The sequence below is a fragment of the Acidovorax sp. SRB_24 genome (genome assembly GCF_012931925.1).
Genome location: NZ_MWOM01000027.1, coordinates 1 through 17,025, shown reverse-complemented (window position 1 = coordinate 17,025; position 17,025 = coordinate 1). Strand labels below are relative to the sequence as shown.

Below are 17,025 nucleotides of genomic sequence, written 5' to 3'. Positions count from 1 at the left end.
AGCGCGCAGCGCTGGGGTCGCAGACTTCGGGTCGCCTTCTCTTTGGTGACTTTCTCTTGGCGATCAAGAGAAAGTTACTGCGCCGCCGGGCGCACATCCCAGCCAGCAGCCTCCGCAAAAAGCGCGCTCTAAACCAAACCCCTGCCCGCGGCACAACCCAATTAATAAAAAACCAATGAAAAGTGCCTCTAGCCCAATAAATACCAGCGCTGAACGCTATGTTTTAAAGAGCAAGCGCAAAAATTCAAAACGGCGAAACCGCGTTGAACGCGCGCCCCAGCCAGCCCATGGCCTGGACCTCACTCTGCGCCCCGCGCCCGCGCGACTGCACGCGCACGTTGGCCACCTGCGTGGAGCTCACGATGCTGCCCGGCTGCAGCGCGCGCGGGTCCACCGTGCCCGAAAAGCGTAGCACGTCGACGTTGTCGTTCACGCCGATCTGCTTCTCGCCCGCCACCACCAGGTGGCCGTTGGGCAGCACCTCGATCACCGTGGCCGTGATCGAGCCCGTGAAGGTGTTGGCGCTCTCGGTGCCGCCCTTGCCCGAGAAGTTGTTTTCCGTGCCCGCGCCGACCTGGGTCTTGTCGCCCAGCACCTTGTTGTTCATGAACGGCAGCGCGGTGATGCCGGCCTTGATGCCCGATTTGCGGTCGATCGTCGACGACGAGGTCTGGCTGGCCGTGACGCGCTCGACGATCTGGATCGTGACGCTGTCGCCCACCATGCGCGCGCGCCGGTCCTCGAACACGGGGCGGTAGCTGGCGCTGCGGAACAGGCTGCCCGTGGCCGGGCCGACCATGGGCGGTGCCGCGGCGATGGGCGGCGGCGCAGTGGGCAGCAGGTCCACCGGCGGCGGCGGCGACAGCGGGGCGCAGCCGCTGCACAGCAGCACCAGGCCGGCGCTCCAGGCGGCCGCGTGCCCGGGCAGGTCGAGACGGAAGGAGGACAGGGGCGAGCGCATGGCGAAATTCCTGGGTGCGGTGGGTGCGTTGAAGCGCGCGGTTACAGCTGGGCCAGCTTCGCCAGCATCTGGTCCGAGGTCTGGATGGCCTTGGAATTCATCTCGTAGGCGCGCTGGGTCTGGATCATGGTCACCAGCTCCTGCACCACGTTGACGTTCGAGGTTTCCAGGTAGCCCTGCAGCACCGTGCCCAGGCCGTTGGTGCCCGGCGTGCCGCCCGTGGGCTGGCCCGAGGCGGCGGTCTCGACATAGAGGTTCTGACCGCGCGGCTCCAGGCCCGCCGGGTTGATGAAGGTCGCCATGGCCAGGTTGCCCATGGGCTGCGGCGCGGGGTTGCCGGGCAGCAGGGCCGAGACGGCGCCGTCGGCGCTGATGCTCACGCCCGTGGCATTGGGCGGGATGGTGATGCCACCGCCCACCGGCAGGCCGCTCGACGTGACCAGGCGGCCTTGCGCGTCGACCTGGAACGAGCCGTCGCGCGTGTAGCCAATGGTGCCGTCGGGCTGCGTGACCTCGAAGAAGCCGTTGCCCTTGATGGCGACATCGAGGTTGTTGTTCGACTGCTGCAGGCTGCCCTGCATGAAGTTGCGGCTGGTGGCCACGGTGCGCACGCCCAGGCCCAGGTGCAGGCCGGTGGGCAGCTGGCTTTGCTCGGTGGTTTGCGAGCCGACCTGGCGCAGGTTCTGGTAGATCAGGTCTTCGAACACCGCGTTGGCGCGCTTGTAGCCCGTCGTGGAGACGTTGGCCAGGTTGTGCGAGATGACGTCCAGCTGGGTTTGCTGGGCTTCCATGCCGGTCTTGGAGATCCAGAGCGAATTGATCATGGTGTTTCCTCGTGTGCGTTCAGGGTGAGTGCGTGCTCAGGTTCAGCCGTTGAGGCTGAGCAGCTGGCTGGCCGATTTGTCGTTGGTTTCTGCGGTTTGCAGCAGCTTCATCTGCTGCTCGAACTGGCGCGCGGCGGCGATCATGCCGACCATGCTCTCGACCGCGTTCACGTTCGAGCCCTCGACCGCGCCGGCCAGCAGGCGCGCGTTGGCGTCCTGGGGCAGCGGCTCGCCCGAGGCGGTCCGGAACAGCCCGTCGTCGCCGCGGCGCAGCGGATCGTCGGCCGTGGGCGCGGCGAGCTTGAGGCGCCCGAGCACGGTCGGCGGCTGGCCTGCGGTCTTGGCGGTCAGTGTGCCGTCCGAGCCCAGCGAGAGGTCGGCGCCCGGGGGCACGTCGATCGGCGCGCCGCCGTCCGAGAGCACGGCCAGGCCGGTGCCGGTGCGCAGCTGGCCGTCCTGCGCGACCTCGAAGCTGCCGTTGCGCGTGTAGGCCTCGGTGCCGTCGAGGCCCTGCACGCCAAACCAGGCATTGCCCATCGCCATGGCGTCGAGGCTGCGGCCGGTGCGCTGCACCGGGCCCGAAGCTTCCGAGTGGCCGGACGTCGCTTCGAGCGCAAACACGCGCGTGGTCGAGCCCTCGCCCTGGATGGGCACCGAGCGGAACGTCGACATCTCGGCGCGAAAGCCGTTGGTCGACGCATTGGCCAGGTTGTTGGCCAGCACCGCCTGCCGGTGCGCGGCCGCGTTGGCGCCGGTCATGGAGGTGTAGATGATGCGGTCCATGGCGGTGGCTCCGTGCGTTCAGGGGGTCAGAAAATCAAGCGGGCGGTCAGCGCAGGTTGACCATGGTCGAGAGCACCTGGTCCTGCGTCTTGATCGTCTGGGCGTTGGCCTGGTAGGCGCGCTGCGCGGTCATCATGTTGACCAGCTCGGCCGTGAGGTCGACGTTCGACTCTTCGAGGGCGCCCGAGCGCAGCCCGCCAAACGTGCCGTCGCCCGGCTTGCCCAGCACCGAGGGGCCCGATTCGAACGACTCCACCCAGTTGTTGCCACCCACGGCCAGCAGGCCCTGGGGGTTGCGGAAGTTGGCCAGCGCCACCTGCGCCTCGGCGCGCGTCACGCCGTTGGAGTAGCTGGCCATGACCATGCCGTCGTTGGAGATGTTGATGCTGGTCAGTTCGCCCGAGGCGTAGCCGTCTTGCGTCAGGTCGGCGACGGCGAACTTGCTGCCGAACTGCGTGACGTTGGAGAGGTCGATGTCGACCGGGAAGGGCGCCACCGCCGGTGGGGCAGCGCCAGCGTTGGGGTTGGAGCTGGGCGTGACGGTCAGGCTCAGCTTCGCAGGCGGAACGATCTCGCCCTTTTCATTGAACGTGAGCGTGCCCACTTCCGTGGTCACAGCGGGGTCGAGCGTGTCAAAAACCTTCCATTCATTAGAGCCGCTCTTTTCGAAATACAGGTTCACCGGGGTGGCAACGCCCTGGCTGTCGTAGACGTTGATCGAAGTGCCATAGGTCGAGCGCGGCGTGGCCGCCACGGCGGCCACCGGGGGTGTGGCGGTGGGATCGGCCGCCACGCCGGCGGCCAAATTGGCGCGCGCATCCACATTCAGCGTCGCCTTGATGCTGCCGGTCTGCTTGGCCTGGATGGGGGCGCCGGTCGGGAACGACAGCGGCGTCGCCATCGAAGTGCCCACGCCGGTGGCCGGATCGACCTTGAACCCCATCACCTGCGCGCCGCCGTTGGTCACCACGCTGCCCGCCTTGTCGATCTTGAAGTTGCCAGCGCGGGTGTAGGCCGCCGAGCCGTCGGGCATTTGCAGCCGGAAGAAGCCGTTGCCGTTGATGGCAACGTCCAGGCTGTTGCCAGTGACCGTAAGGTTGCCCTGGCTGAACTGCTGCGCCACGGCCGCCACTTCGACGCCGATGCCGGCGTTCTTGCCGCTGCCGGCACCCATGGTCGAGGCGACCACGTCGGCAAACTCGGTGCGCGAGGCCTTGAAGCCGGTGGTGCCCGAGTTGGCGATGTTGTGGCCGATCACGTCCAGGTTCTTGCTGGCGGCGTTCAAGCCCGAGAGACCTTGTTGAAAACCCATGGTGTGCTCCTGAAGATATAGCTGCTTGCGCTTGCCGGTATTGGGCTGCGGTGCGATTAAAGGATGGACTTGATGGCGCCGTAACTGGCCGAGCCGCCGCGCGCCAATTCGAGCTGCAACGCGCCGTTGCTCATGCTGACGGCGGCGACATGGTCCACCGTGAGCGCGGTGGCCGCGACCGGGGCCTCTCCATTGGCGGCCAGCACCTTGAAGCGCAGAGGCCCGCTGTCCATGTGCCCCGTGCCATCCCACTCGAAGTTGTAGCGCCCTTCCTTGAGTGCGCCGAGGTCGACCATGCCGACCTCCTTGCCGCCCGCGTCGAGCACCTGCACGCGCACGCTCGCGGCGCTGCCGGTCAGGTCCAGCGCGCCATAGCCCTTGGAGGTTTCGGTGTTGAGTGCCAGCGAGTCACCGTCGACCAGCACCTGGCGGCCCACCATGGCACTGCCCTGCACCAGTTGCTGCGATGCAAACTGGCCGACCAGGCCCTTGACGGTTTCGTTGAGCTGCTGGATGCCGGTGACGGTGTTGATCTGCGCGATTTGCGAGGTCATCTGCGCATTGTCCAGCGGGTTCATCGGGTCCTGGTTGTTGAGCTGGGCCACGAGCAGCTTGAGGAAGCGGTCCTGGGCACTGGCCGGGTCGTTGGCGTTGACGTCGCGCGGGCCGGCGGCGCTGGCGGCGTTGGCGCCCGCGGTGTAATCGGTCGATGAGATGGGTGCGGTCATGGCGGGGCTCTTTCGGCGGTCGGGGGCTTATTGGCCCATTTGCAGGGTCTTGAGCAGCAGCGACTTGGCCGTGTTCATGACCTCGACGTTGTTCTGGTATGAGCGCGAGGCCGAGATCATGTTGACCATCTCCTCGACCGCGTTGACGTTCGAATGCGTGACATAGCCCTCGGCATCGGCCGATGGGTGGCTCGGGTTGTGGATGCGCCGGCCCGGAGTGTTGTCCTCCTGAATGGCCTTGACGCGCACGCCCGCCGAGCTGTCCGCGCCCATGGGCGCGGTCTGGAACACGACCTGGCGCGCCTTGTAGGCCTGGCCGTCGGGGCCGGCCACGGCATCGACGTTGGCCAGGTTGCTGGCGACGACGTTGAGGCGCTGCGACTGCGCGCTGACGGCGCTGCCCGAGACGCTGAAGATCGAGAACATCGACATGGCAGGGGGTGCTTTCTAAGACGGCTCACTGGCCCTGGATGGCGCTGAGCATGGTTTTGGCGTTGCCGTTGATGAAGCGCAGCGTGGCCTCGTAGCGCACGGCGTTGTCGACGAAGTTGGCGCGCTCGCGGTCCAGGTCGACGGTGTTGTTGTCCAGGCTGGGCTGGGTCTGTACGGCATAGCCCAGCGCGCCCTCGCCCGCTGCGCCCAGGCGCACCGTGGGCAGGGCCATGTGGTGGGCGTGGGTGGGCGCCGCAGCGCCACGCGACCCGGGGCTGGCACCGCTGTGTGCCTCGCGCATGGCTGCGGCAAAGTTCACGTCGCGTGCCACGTAGCCGGGGGTGTCGGCGTTGGCGATGTTGCTGGCGATGGCCCGCTGGCGCTCGGCGCGCACGAGCAGCGCGCTGCCGTGGAAGTCCAGCTTTTGGGTCATCTTGTCGAGCATGTCGGGCCTTGCGGGAAGGTGGCAGAAGGGACCCACGCTATAGGGCGGTGTCCGGCGTGGGGCAATTATGGAAACGCCGGGTTTTCTCTAAAGGGGAAAGAGCGCGGGGATCGCTGCGCAGTTCGGGGCATCGCCACGGCGTGCGCTTGCCTATATTTGCAGCGGTGAAAGAGCCTGCGCGCTGTGCGCAGGCGTCCGTGGATTTCCTGGAGGCCCCGCCATGCCCGCTCCCCTTGCCTTAGCCGACAACCCCGCCCCGCGCATTGCGCAGCGCGTGCGCACGGCGTTCGTTGTGCTGTCCCTGGGGTGCGCGGTGGCGGCAGCCAATGCGCAGGCGCCGGCCGACCTGGGCCAGGCCACGCAGCAGTGGCTCGATGCGGCGCTGCAGCAGCAGTCCCAGGGCATGCTGCGCATGGAGGTCAGCGTGGGCGCGCTCGACGAGCGCCTGCGCCTGGCGCCCTGCGCGCGCATCGAGCCCTACCTGCCGGCCGGTGCCCGCCTGTGGGGGCGCTCGCGGCTGGGGCTGCGCTGTGTCGAAGGGAGCACGCGCTGGAATGTCTTTCTGCCGCTGACTGTGAAGGCGTTCGGTCCGGCCTGGGTGCTGACCGGCAACGTGGCGTCGGGCGAGGTGCTGACCGAGGCCGACGCGACCGAGACCGAAGTGGACTGGGCCGCCGAGGCGGCCAGCGTCGTAGCCGACCCCGCGCAGTGGGTGGGCCAGGTGGCGTCGCGCCCCTTGCACGCCGGCCAGGCGCTGCGCCAGTCGATGGTGCGCGCGCCCCACCTGTTCCAGGCGGGGGCCCAGGTGCGTGTGGTGGCCGAAGGGCCGGGCTACGCCGTGAGCGGTGGCGGCCAGGCCCTGGTGGCCGGCGCCGCAGGCCAGACTGTGCGCGTGCGCATGGGCAATGGCAAGATCGTCAGCGGTACTGTCGATGAAAATGGAACAGTCACGGCCCAGTTTTGAGCCGCAGACGCATAAAACGCTAAAGTACGCGGGCCACAGGTCGAAAACATTGCTACTGATGCCCCATACCACACGGGGTGGTGGAGAGAGCGATGAAGATAGGTCAAACACCGGAGTTGCCCAGCGCGGCAGTGCAGGCAGGTTCTGCCAAGCAGCAGGCCAAGGCCGCTGCACCCGCAGCCCCAGGGCTTGCCACAGGCGCCGCCGCAGCGGCCGCCACCGCCGGTGTGCCTGTCAGCCTGTCGCGGGCCGCGCTCGCACCTACCGGCCGCACCGCGGGCGACTTTGACGCCGACCGCGTGAAGGCCGTGCGTGCGGCCATCGAGCGCGGCACGTTCAAGGTCGATGCCGGGGCCGTCGCTGACAAGATGCTGGCCAATGCCACGGAGATCCTCTCGCGCGCACGCTCCTGAGCGGACTGCCTGCGTTTTTTTTGATTCTGTGGCCTCGCCATGTCCCTTGAACAAGCCCTGACCGACGTCGAGCAGTCCCTGCAAGCCGTGTCGTCCCGCCTTCTGGCGAACGATGCGCTGGCGCTGGAGCGCAGCAGCGCCCATCTGCGCGCGGCCGTCGCCGGCTTGTCCGCGGTTCTGGCCGGCACGCAGAGGCAGGCGTTGTCGCCCGCGGTGGCGCAGCGCGTGCAGCAGGTGCATGCACAGCTGGCGGCGCAGCGCGAGGGCCTGGCGCGCCTGGCCGCCGCCACGGACCGCCAGGCGGCGGTGGTGTTGCCCTCGGTGCGCGACGACGCCACCTACGCCCAGGCCGTGGGCGTGCGCGCTGTCTCGGGCGCGGGGGCCCGCATCTACCGCTCGGCCAGCTGAAGTCCAGCAGCCGCAGGCCGCAAGGCGGCTTCTTGGGTGGAGTGGGGTGCCCTCAGTGGCTGCGCATCTTGGCGCGCAGCCGCGCAATCGACTGGCTGTGCAGCTGGCACACGCGCGATTCCGTCACGCCCAGCACCGCGGCGATTTCCTTGAGGTTCATGTCCTGCTCGTAGTACATGCCCATGATGTACTGCTCGCGCTCGGGCAGGCCCTCGATGGCCTTGACCAGGGACGCGCGCAGGCGCTGGTCGCGCAGCAGTGCCATCGGGTCGCCCGCGTCGTCGGCCGTGTCATGGCGCTCCAGGAAGCCCTCGTCGTCCTCGCCGTGGCCGCGCGCCATGTCTTCGAGGTACACCAACTGCGTGCCGCGCACCTTGCCCAGCAGGCTTTGGTAGTCCGGCAGCGCCATGCCCAGCTCCGCTGCGATCTCCGACTCGAGCGGGCTGCGGCCGAGTTTCTGTTCCAGGCGCTGCACGGCCTTTTCGATGTCCTTCTGGCTCTTGCGCGAGCTGCGGCTCATCCAGTCGCCCTCGCGCAGCTCGTCGAGCATGGCGCCGCGGATGCGCTGCGTGGCAAAGGTCTCGAACTGCACGCCCTGCGCCACCTCGTAGCGCGACAGCGCTTCGGTCAGGCCGATCATGCCGACCTGGATCAGGTCGTCCAGCTCGACGTTGGGCGGCAGCTTGGCGATCATGTGGTGCGCGAGGCGCCGAACCAGCGGAACATACTGGCGGATCACGGCATCGCGTGCGAGCTGGCCTTTGGCGGTGTACATCACTTCAATGGCTCTGGAAAGAAAAGAGGGGGTGGCCTGCCGCGGGTGCGACCTGCGGCCAGGCGCAGTCCTCGGGGGCGCCGAGCGTGCACGCGTTCTCCAGCAAATGCAAGGCCAGGCGCTGCATGTCGGGTGCGTGGCCGGCCTGCACCACGGTGGTGGCGACGCTCTGGCCCAGGTGGCGTGCTGCGCACTGGCGCACGGCGTTCACCGCGTCATGGCCGTGGCGCTGGAGGTCGCTGTCGTGCGAGGGCACCAGGCAGGCCACGGTGGCGGGCAGGCCGGCATGCAGCGCCAGGAGCTTGAGCTGGCGGTAGCTGTCCACCACGCCCGCCGGGCCGGCCTGCATGGTGAGCAGCGGCGTGACCGCCGTGCCTGTCAGCAGCGGCGATGCCAGGGTGCCGACCGGCGCGTGGAGTACCACCAGGGCGTACTGGCGAAACAGCGGCTGCAGCGCCCGCAGCGGTGCATCCAGAGGGCGGGCCTCGAACGCCAGCATGTCCAGACCGGTCATCGCCGGCAGCACGGCCAGCGACCCGACATCCATGCCAGTGTGGGGGAGGGCATCGTCGCCCCAGGGGGCGCAGGCCAGCAGGTGCTGCAGGCCGGGGGCGTCGTCACTCTCCCGCGCCGTGCCGTCGAGCACCACCACCGGGTGTCCCAGGCGCTGCAGCTGCGCGCACACCTGCCACAGGGTTTCCAGCGCATGCGCATTCCCGCCCTGGCTGGCGACGACCGCCAGGCGCAGCTCGGCCTGCGGCGTGTGGCTGTGCAGGCTGGTGCCTTGGTGCAGGCCGATGTCAAGCATCGACCAGCCCTCTGTCGTGCACCGGCTGGGGCGTGTGAGAGAAAAAGAAGTTCAGGTCGCTGGCCTTGGGGTCGAACGCCGAGCGCGCGGGGGCGCGCATTGACGTGCCCACCAGCTTGTGCGCGTCGGCGGCTTCCCAGTCCTCGGGCACGCGCTGGCCATTGGTCACGCCGCGCAGCACCATCTGGTGGCGGATCAGTGCGTCGATCGAGGGGCCGAGCTTCACCGCCTCGTCCACCTTCGAGAGGATGGCCTGCTGCGATCCATCGGTCTTGAAAGCGGCCAGGGTGTCGTCCAGCGTGTCGCCATGGCAGCCGGCGTTGAGCACCAGCAGCCGGTTGACGTGGGGCAGGTTCAGCACATCGAGCATGTCGCGCTTGCGCGGGTCGCGCGGGGCCACGCCCGTGGTGTCGATGAGCACCATCTTCTTGCCGCCGAGCAGGCCCAGCAGGTCTTGCAGCGCGGCCCGGTCGTGCGCCAGGTGCGCGACGATGCCGAGCATGCGGCCATAGGCGCGCAGCTGTTCGTGGGCGCCCACGCGGTAGGTGTCGAGCGTGATCAGGCCCACGCTGGCGGGGCCGTGGATGCGCGCGCACATGGCGGCCAGCTTGGCGGTGGTCGTAGTCTTGCCCACGCCGGTCGAGCCCACCAGGGCGTAGATGCCGCCTTCCTGGTACAGCGGGCGGGCGCCGGCATCGGTCTTGAGGTTGCGCTCGAGCACCTCCATGAGCCAGCGCACCGATTCGCTGGCGTCGAGCTCATCGGGCAGGCGCTCCAGCACGGCGCGCGCCAGCGCAGGCGAGTAGCCCGCGCGGATCATCTTGAGCATCAGGTTGGACTGGATCGGGTTCTGGCGCGCCTGGCCCAGCCAGGACAGGGTGTTGAACCGGTCCTCGATGAGGTCCTTCATCGACTGCAGCTCTTGCAGCAGCCCGTGCGGGTTCATGCTGGGCGCCATCGCCACGGGGGCGGGTTCGCGGCGGGGCCGGGGAGCGGGCTCGGCCATGAAGGCCGGGCTGGGGGCGGGCGCCGGACGCAGCGGGTTGTGGCGCGCCACCGGCGGCGGCGCTTGCATGACACTGGCTTCGTGGGTGAAGGACGGGGACTGGAATGCCGCCGCAGGCGCGGCTGCGACGGGCTGGGCGGCGCTGCCTTGCAGGGCTTCGTGGCGGCGGCGCAGCATGCGCTCGCGCACATAGTCCTGGAACGACAGGGTGCTCATGGCCAGCTTCTCTGTGTCTTCCTGCACCGGGTTGCGCAAGGGCGCCGGGCGCGGCTGCATCTCGCGCGCTTCGGGCTGCGCGCTGCGCTCTTGGGCGCGGCGTGCCACGGGGCTCGCCGCCTCGGGCGAATCCAGGGCGCTGAGCGCATCTTCGGCCGTGGCCACGACCTCGACGCCGGTGGCGGTGGGGCGGTTGGACAGGATGAGCGTGCCCTCGCCAAAGGCCATGCGGGCCTTGGCCAGCGCCTCGCGGGCGGTCGCTGCGTGAAAGCGTTTGAAGTTCATGCCGAGGCTCCTTTGAGGATGGGCCCGATGCGGATCGTGTGGGTTTCGGGAATTTCACTGTGCGCCAGCACCTGCAGGCGCGGGGCCACGCGGCGCACCAGGCGGGCGATGGCGCCGCGGATCTGGTCGGGCACCAGCAGGCAGGCCGGCAGGCCGATCTCTTCCTGTTTCATGGCCACCTCGGCGGCTTTCTGCGTAAGGATGTCGGCCACGCCGGGGTCGAGCGCCGGCCCCGCGGCATTGCCCAGGGCCTGCACCAGCAGGCGCTCCAGGCCGGGCTCGATGGCGATCACGTTGAGCTCGCGCGTCGGGCCATAGATCTGCTGCACGATGGCCGGCGACAGCGCAATGCGCACGCGCCGCGCCAGCTCCACCGGGTCGGTGATGCTCACGGCATGCTCGGCCAGGGTTTCGATGATGGTGCGGATGTCGCGGATGTGCACCGACTCCTCCAGCAGCAGCTGCAGCACTTTCTGGAACGTTGCGATCGACACCATTTTCGGAACCACTTCTTCAATCAGTTTGGGGGCCAGCTTGGCCACGTGCTCCACCAGTTGTTGGGTCTCTGTGCGGCTGAGCAGCTTGGCGGCTTGGACTTGCATCAAGTGTGACAAATGGGTCGCCATCACGGTTTCCGAATCAACCACGGTAAAGCCCGCCATTTGCGCCGCTTCCTTCTGGCGTTCGTCGATCCAGTGCGCGGGCAGACCGAAGGCCGGGTCGGTGGTGGGCGTGCCGATCAGCGGCGTGGTGATGCCCCCGGGATTGATCGCCAGGTGCATGCCGGGAAAGGCCTCGCCCTCGCCCACGACCACGCCGCGCAGCGTGATGCGGTAGGCGCTGGGCTTGAGTTCGAGGTTGTCGCGCACGTGCACCGGCGGCGGCAGAAAGCCGACCTCCTGCGCGAACTTGCGCCGCACGCCCTTGATGCGCGTGAGCAGGTCGCCCTGGCGCGTTTTGTCGACCAGCGCAATCAGGCGGTAGCCCAGCTCCAGGCCCAGAAGGTCCACGGGCTGCAGGTCGTCCCAAGTGGCTTCGCCGTCGCCCACGGGGGCCATCGGCGCCTCCACTTCGGCAGGTGCTTTCTGGCGCTGCGCGAGCGACCAGGCGGTGTAGGCGAGCAGCGAGCCGACGGCCAGAAACACCACATGCGGCATGCCCGGGATCACGCCCAGCAGGATCAGGATGCCCGCCGTGATGCCGAGCACGCGCGGCGAGGTGAACAGCTGGTGCACGATCTGCTGCCCCATGTCCGAGTCCTTGCCGACGCGCGAGATCACCATGGCCGCCGCGACCGAGATCAGCAGGCCCGGAATCTGCGCCACCAGCGCGTCACCCACGGCCATCAGGATGTAGGTGTCGGCCGCCTTGCCGGCCGACAGGCCGTGCTGCAGCATGCCGATGGCAAAACCGCCGACGATGTTGATGACAAGGATCAGCATGCCCGCCACCGCATCGCCGCGCACGAATTTGGAGGCGCCGTCCATCGAGCCGAAGAAGTTGGCTTCTTCGGCCACCTCGGCGCGCCGGCGCTTGGCTTCTTTCTCGTCGATCAGGCCCGCGTTCAGGTCGGCGTCCACCGCCATCTGCTTGCCGGGCATGGCGTCGAGCGTGAAGCGCGCCGACACTTCGGCAATGCGCTCCGCGCCTTTGGTGATCACGATGAAGTTGATCACCACCAGGATGGCAAACACGATCAGGCCCACCGCGAAATTGCCGCCGATCAGGAAGTGGCCAAAGGCCTCGATCACCGCACCGGCCGCGCCCGGGCCGGTGTGGCCTTCGAGCAGCACGACCCGGGTCGAGGCCACGTTGAGCGACAGGCGCATCAGCGTGCTCAGCAGCAGCACCGACGGGAAGGCGGCAAAGTCCAGCGGTTTGAGCATGTAGGCCGCCACCATCATCACCATCAGCGCCACGGCGATGTTGATGGTGAAAAAAGTATCGAGCAGCCAGGTGGGGATCGGCAGCACCATCAGTGCCAGGATGGCCACCACCAGCAGCGGCGCCGACAGGCCCTGCACCGCGGCGGCGTGGGTGCCCGCGAAGCGGCGGGCAGAGTTCAACGAGAAATTCATGGCGGCGTGTCTCGGTGCGCTGGCTTGTGGTGCGGGTCCAGCTCGGGGGGGACATAGGGATCGGCCAGCGTGTCGGGCATGCGGCCCTCTCCGCGCAGGGCGGCCTTCAGGCGGTAGACATAGGCCAGCACCTGCGCCACGGCGGTGTAGAGCGTGGCGGGAATCGGTTGGTCGAGTTCGGCGTGCGCGTACAGCGCGCGCGCCAGCATCGGCGACTGCAGCACGGGCACGCCGTGCGCGGTCGCGAGCTCGCGGATCTTCATGGCGATCAGGTCCGTGCCCTTGGAGACCACCTGCGGCGCGCCCATGGACTGGTCGTCATAGCGCAGGGCCACGGCGTAGTGGGTCGGGTTCATGACCACGAAGTCGGCCTTGGGAACGGCCGTGACGCTGGCGCCATCGGCAATCTCGCGCTGGCGCTGGCGCATGCGGCCCTTGGTCTGCGGGTTGCCGTCGGATTCCTTGTGCTCCTGCTTGACTTCCTCGTGGCTCATCTTGAGGCGCGACTTGAAGAAGAACGCCTGCAGCGGCACGTCGACCAGCGCCACCAGAAATACCACCAGCAACAGCAAGGCCATGCCCGAGGTCAGCCAGCCGGCCACCTGGCGAATGGCCAGGGGCGAGGGTTGCAGCACCAGCATGGCGACCTGGTCCAGGCTGCTGCCCAGGTAATTCCAGGCGACGGCGGAGAGCACGCCGGTCATCAGCACCATCTTGGCCACATTGGCCATCTGCTGCTTGGAAAAGAGATTGGCCGCCCCCGCGAGCGGATTGAGGCGGTTGAACTGTGGCGTGATCGGCTTGAAGCTCCACACCCAGCCGCCCGCGCCAATGGCGCTCACCAGCGCCGCCGTGCCGGTGAGAAACGCAAACAGCGCGCTGGCCAGCAGGCCCAGCACGGCCATGCTCTGCAGCCGCGTGAGCATGGCGCCTGGCGAGCGCACGGTGGTGGCGTCGAACACCAGCTGCTGGCCCATGGCCCGCTGCAGGTGCTCCAGCAGGGCCGGTGCCAGCACCAGCATGCAGGCCGCGCCCGTGCCCAGAATCGCCAGGTGCGAGAGGTCGCGCGAGCGCGCCGCCTGGCCGTCGGTGCGGGCCTTCTGGAGCTTGCGCTCGGTGGCGGGGAGGTTTTTATCTTGGCTCGATTGCATGGGGGCGCGACGTCTTCTGTCGTGCCATTGTCCCGAGCCACCTGTGAATCTAAAGCCCGATAAGAGGGCCTGCGGGGCGCCTATTCAAAACCAAAACGCGCGCCCCGTCTGCAGCCTGTGCGATTTTAAAACCCGAGGCTGGCCAGCAGGTCGTCCACCTGCGACTGGTCGGTGACCACGTCCGCCGTTTTTTCGGGGTTGACCACGGGGCCCGCCAGGTGCGCGCGCGGCGCTTCCGCCGGTGCCGCAGCGACGGGCGTGGGCGCGGTCTGGATCACCAGCTGCACCAGTTGCTGCTCGATGGTGGCGGCCAGCGTCACCACGCGGGCGATCACCTGGCCCGTGAGGTCGTGGAAGTCCTGCGCCATCATGATTTCGGTCAGGTGCTCGTCGGTGGCCTTGGCCACCTGCCCCACATCGCTGAGAAAATTCATGATTTCGCCCGAGGCCACGGCTCTTACGGGGTCTTGCACCAAGGCCGTCGTGACGCGGCGCGTCTCCGCGGCGAGGTGGTCGTGTTGCACCTTGGCCTGCTCGACACGGCCCAGCACCTTTTCGGCGGCTTCGCCCGTGAGCCGGGCGATGTACGACAGCCGGCTCTGGGCATCGGGCAGCTCGCCCATGGTGCCGCGCAGCTGGTCGGTGTAGCCCAGCTCGTTGAGGGTGTCGTGCAGCTGGCGCGTCAGGATCCCGATCTTCTGGTGCACATCGATCGGGTCGGGCGCGGGAGGGGAGAGGCTGGCGTCCATGGCGTTCTACAAGCCCAGCTTCTTGATGATCAAGGTGACTTTTTCTTCCAAGGTGGCCTTGGTGAACGGCTTGACGATGTAGCCTGCCGCGCCGCCCTGGGCTGCGGCCACGATGTCTTCCTTGCGCGCTTCGGCGGTCACCATGAGCACGGGCAGGTGCTTGAGTTTTTCATCGCCCTTGATTTCGGTCAGCAACTGGAAACCGTTCATGTTGGGCATGTTGATGTCGGTCACGACGAAGTCGAACTTGCTGTTGCGCAGCTTGTGCAGGGCGACGACGCCGTCTTCTGCCTCATCGGCGTCGGCGAAACCGCTTTCCTTGAGCAGGTTGCGCACGATGCGCCGCATCGTGGAGAAGTCGTCAACGATCAGAAAGCGAAGGGCTGTGGCCACGTGGGACCCTTTCGGTCGAAAATTACGGTGTGCATTGTCATGGGGTGCCGCGGTTGTGACAAGTGGTTACTTTTAGCTCCCGGAGGGAGGATTGTCCGGCTTTTCAGCGGGCAATTGTGCCGTGGGGGCGATGGGGGGCGCCTGGCCCAGCAATCTTTCTTCCGCCTCGCGCGTCAAAACCGTGATCGTGATGCGCCGGTTGACCGGTGCGCGCGGGGTGTCGGGCTCCAGCAGATGGCTGGCGGCCAGGCCCACGACGCGGCCCAGCTTGGCGTCGGGCATGCCGGCGGCCACCAGCTCGCGGCGCGAGGCGTTGGCGCGGTCGGCCGACAGCTCCCAGTTGCTGTAGCCGCGCTCGCCATTGCCATAAGGCGCGGCGTCGGTGTGGCCCGCCAGGCTGATGCGGTTTTCGACCCCGCCCAGCGCCGCACCAATCTCGCGCAGGATGTCGCGCATATAGGGTTTGACCAACGCGCTGCCGCTGTCGAACATGGGCCGGTTCTGCTCGTCCACGATCTGGATCTGCAAGCCGTCGGGCGTCACATCGATGCGGATCTGCGAGCGGTATTCGTTCAGGCGCGGGGTCTGCGTGATGATCGTTTCGATCCTGCTGCGCAGCGTTTTGATGCGCGCCGCGTCCTGGCGCGCCATTTCGGCGCGCGCCGTGTCCGGGTTCATGCGCCTTTGCTTGTCCACGTCCGAGTCCGAGCGCCGCACCTGGCCGTGCACCTTGCTCAGGTCGTTGCCGCCGCCCGGAATCACGCTCGAACTGTTGCCCGCGCCGTTGCCGCCCGTCATGGCCACCTGCAGCGGCGCATTGAAATAGTCGGCAATGCCTTGCAGCTCGCCTTTTGCGGTCGAGCCCAGCAGCCACATCAGCAGAAAGAAGGCCATCATTGCCGTCACAAAGTCGGCATAGGCAATCTTCCAGGCGCCGCCATGCGGGGCGTGACGTCCCTTCTTGACGCGCTTGACGATGATGGGCTGGAGCTTTTTCTCGGCCATGGTGCGAAACGGTGCGGATCGGAGCGCTTACTTCTTGCCGCGCACGTGGCTTTCGAGTTCGACGAAGCTCGGCCGGTCGGCCGAGAAGAGCACCTTGCGGCCGAATTCGATGGCCGTAGCCGGGTTGTAGCCTTGCATGCTGGCCAGCAGCGTGGTCTTGATGCACTGCAGCTCTTTGGCCGCGTCCTCGGTCTTTTGCTCGACCAGGCCGCCCAGCGGCTCGACGATGCCGTAGGCCAGCAAGATGCCCAAAAAGGTGCCCACCAGCGCCGAGCCGATCATGCCGCCCAGCACCGACGGCGGCTGGCCCACGGAGCCCATGGTGTTCACCACCCCCAGCACGGCGGCAATGATGCCGAAGGCGGGCAGCGCGCCCGCCAGCCGCGCCAGCGCCGCCACGGGCGCGTGCGCCTCGTGGTGGTGGGTTTCGATCTCGCTGTCCATCAGCGACTCGATCTCGTGTGCATTCAGGTTGCCCGACACCATCATGCGCAGGTAGTCGGTCATGAACTCGATCACATGGTCGTCCGAGCCCACCGTGGGGTATTTTTTGAAGATTTCCGACTCGTGCGGCTCTTCCACGTCCTTCTCGATCGCCATCAACCCCTCTTTGCGGGCCTTTTGCAGGATGTCATAGAGCATCGCCATCAGCTCCATGAAGCGTGTCTTGGTGTACTTCGATCCCTTGAGTGCCATGGGCATGGCTTTCAGCGTGGCCTTGAGCACCTTGGGCTGGTTGTTGACCACGAAGGCCCCCAGCGCGCCGCCCAGAATGGTGACCAGCTCGAAGGGCAGCGCCTTCAGGATCACGGCAATGTTGCCGCCGTGCAGCACATACATGCCGAAGATGCAGCCGAGGCAGACGATGTAACCAATGATGACGAGCATGCTGAAGACGTGGTGAACGGCCTGGAATAGAAGGCGCGGGCACTCCCCGCAAACCGCTAAATGTATCGGATTGCTGCAGCGCGCCAGCCGCCGCCGTGCCCTACGGCACTTTCAGTGCGCCATGAGCAATAAAGGTCAAATCGGCCTCTGGCGCTTATGCAGTAAGCGCTGACAGCTCCTGAATTCATACCGCGTATCAGCCGCTGGGTGTGCTGCCTGGGGCGAAGCGTTTACTTCAGCAGCGCCAGCACGCCCTGCGGTATCTGGTTGGCCTGGGCCACCATCGCCGTGCCGGCCTGCTGCAGGATCTGGGCGCGCGACAGATTGGCGGTTTCTTGCGCGAAGTCGGCGTCCAGGATGCGGCTGCGCGCGGCCGACATGTTCTCGGAAGAGGTATTCAG

General features: G+C 67.4%; 20 protein-coding genes. 3 read left to right on the top strand and 17 right to left on the bottom strand.

The features are described 5' to 3' along the window. Positions 1-244 precede the first annotated feature (244 nt). Genes B2J89_RS11320 through flgB form a run of 7 tightly spaced genes read right to left on the bottom strand, consistent with a single transcriptional unit; the run spans position 245 to position 5,485 of the window. The gene (locus B2J89_RS11320; RefSeq protein ID WP_169169187.1) at positions 245-961 is read right to left on the bottom strand and encodes a flagellar basal body L-ring protein FlgH; all 717 of its coding nucleotides are present in this window, start codon (positions 959-961) and stop codon (positions 245-247) included. Between the two features lie 41 nt (positions 962-1,002). Further along, a complete protein-coding gene (flgG, locus tag B2J89_RS11315; protein ID WP_169169186.1) occupies positions 1,003-1,785 on the bottom strand; it encodes a flagellar basal-body rod protein FlgG in 783 nt (260 codons plus the stop codon). A gap of 42 nt (positions 1,786-1,827) precedes the next feature. After that, the gene (locus tag B2J89_RS11310; RefSeq protein ID WP_169169185.1) at positions 1,828-2,568 is read right to left on the bottom strand and encodes a flagellar basal body rod protein FlgF; all 741 of its coding nucleotides are present in this window, start codon (positions 2,566-2,568) and stop codon (positions 1,828-1,830) included. Between the two features lie 46 nt (positions 2,569-2,614). After that, entirely contained in the window at positions 2,615-3,880 is a 1,266-nt protein-coding gene (gene flgE, locus B2J89_RS11305; RefSeq protein ID WP_169169184.1) for a flagellar hook protein FlgE, read from the bottom strand. Between the two features lie 56 nt (positions 3,881-3,936). Continuing rightward, positions 3,937-4,608, bottom strand: coding sequence for a flagellar hook assembly protein FlgD (locus B2J89_RS11300; protein WP_169169183.1), 672 nt, complete (start codon positions 4,606-4,608; stop codon positions 3,937-3,939). Between the two features lie 27 nt (positions 4,609-4,635). Further along, positions 4,636-5,040 (bottom strand): flagellar basal body rod protein FlgC, encoded by a 405-nt coding sequence (gene flgC, locus B2J89_RS11295; RefSeq protein WP_169169182.1) that lies wholly within the window; start codon positions 5,038-5,040, stop codon positions 4,636-4,638. A 25-nt stretch (positions 5,041-5,065) separates the two neighbouring features. Beyond that, on the bottom strand, positions 5,066-5,485 hold the full coding sequence (gene flgB / locus B2J89_RS11290) for a flagellar basal body rod protein FlgB (RefSeq protein ID WP_169169181.1): 420 nt from the start codon (positions 5,483-5,485) through the stop codon (positions 5,066-5,068). 220 nt (positions 5,486-5,705) lie between these two features. Here flgB and flgA point away from each other — a divergent pair, with 220 nt between their 5' ends. The 3 genes from flgA (at position 5,706) to B2J89_RS11275 (ending at position 7,270) form a co-directional block, all read left to right on the top strand. Beyond that, positions 5,706-6,449 carry a flagellar basal body P-ring formation chaperone FlgA gene (gene flgA, locus B2J89_RS11285; RefSeq protein WP_169169180.1) on the top strand — a complete coding sequence of 248 codons (744 nt, stop codon included), beginning with the start codon at positions 5,706-5,708 and terminating at the stop codon, positions 6,447-6,449. A gap of 92 nt (positions 6,450-6,541) precedes the next feature. Next, complete coding sequence (gene flgM / locus B2J89_RS11280; protein ID WP_169169179.1) at positions 6,542-6,862, top strand: flagellar biosynthesis anti-sigma factor FlgM; 321 nt, start codon at positions 6,542-6,544, stop codon at positions 6,860-6,862. A gap of 39 nt (positions 6,863-6,901) precedes the next feature. Then, positions 6,902-7,270: a hypothetical protein gene (locus B2J89_RS11275; protein ID WP_169169178.1), complete on the top strand. Its 369-nt coding sequence runs from the start codon at positions 6,902-6,904 to the stop codon at positions 7,268-7,270. Positions 7,271-7,322: 52 nt separating this feature from the next. Here the strand turns inward: B2J89_RS11275 and B2J89_RS11270 are convergent, their stop codons facing one another. The 10 genes from B2J89_RS11270 to B2J89_RS11225 form a co-directional block, all read right to left on the bottom strand. Next, positions 7,323-8,045: an RNA polymerase sigma factor FliA gene (locus B2J89_RS11270; RefSeq protein WP_169169177.1), complete on the bottom strand. Its 723-nt coding sequence runs from the start codon at positions 8,043-8,045 to the stop codon at positions 7,323-7,325. Between the two features lie 4 nt (positions 8,046-8,049). Continuing rightward, entirely contained in the window at positions 8,050-8,853 is an 804-nt protein-coding gene (locus tag B2J89_RS11265; RefSeq protein WP_169169176.1) for a hypothetical protein, read from the bottom strand. Further along, positions 8,846-10,360 (bottom strand): flagellar biosynthesis protein FlhF, encoded by a 1,515-nt coding sequence (gene flhF, locus B2J89_RS11260; protein WP_169169175.1) that lies wholly within the window; start codon positions 10,358-10,360, stop codon positions 8,846-8,848. The genes B2J89_RS11265 and flhF overlap by 8 nt, the downstream gene beginning before the upstream one ends. Then, a complete protein-coding gene (gene flhA / locus B2J89_RS11255) occupies positions 10,357-12,438 on the bottom strand; it encodes a flagellar biosynthesis protein FlhA (protein WP_169169174.1) in 2,082 nt (693 codons plus the stop codon). The genes flhF and flhA overlap by 4 nt, the downstream gene beginning before the upstream one ends. After that, positions 12,435-13,589, bottom strand: coding sequence for a flagellar biosynthesis protein FlhB (locus B2J89_RS11250; protein ID WP_169169173.1), 1,155 nt, complete (start codon positions 13,587-13,589; stop codon positions 12,435-12,437). Before B2J89_RS11250 ends, flhA begins: the two co-directional genes overlap by 4 nt. Positions 13,590-13,714: 125 nt before the next feature. After that, positions 13,715-14,338 (bottom strand): protein phosphatase CheZ, encoded by a 624-nt coding sequence (locus B2J89_RS11245; protein WP_169169172.1) that lies wholly within the window; start codon positions 14,336-14,338, stop codon positions 13,715-13,717. A gap of 6 nt (positions 14,339-14,344) precedes the next feature. Beyond that, positions 14,345-14,731, bottom strand: coding sequence for a chemotaxis response regulator CheY (gene cheY, locus B2J89_RS11240; RefSeq protein WP_169169171.1), 387 nt, complete (start codon positions 14,729-14,731; stop codon positions 14,345-14,347). Positions 14,732-14,803: 72 nt separating this feature from the next. After that, a complete protein-coding gene (motB, locus tag B2J89_RS11235; RefSeq protein WP_169169170.1) occupies positions 14,804-15,736 on the bottom strand; it encodes a flagellar motor protein MotB in 933 nt (310 codons plus the stop codon). Between the two features lie 27 nt (positions 15,737-15,763). Further along, positions 15,764-16,624, bottom strand: coding sequence for a flagellar motor stator protein MotA (motA, locus tag B2J89_RS11230; RefSeq protein WP_169169169.1), 861 nt, complete (start codon positions 16,622-16,624; stop codon positions 15,764-15,766). A 230-nt stretch (positions 16,625-16,854) separates the two neighbouring features. Next, positions 16,855-17,025, bottom strand: a 171-nt coding sequence (locus tag B2J89_RS11225) for a flagellin (RefSeq protein WP_256368851.1), incomplete at its 5' end; no start/stop codon positions are given.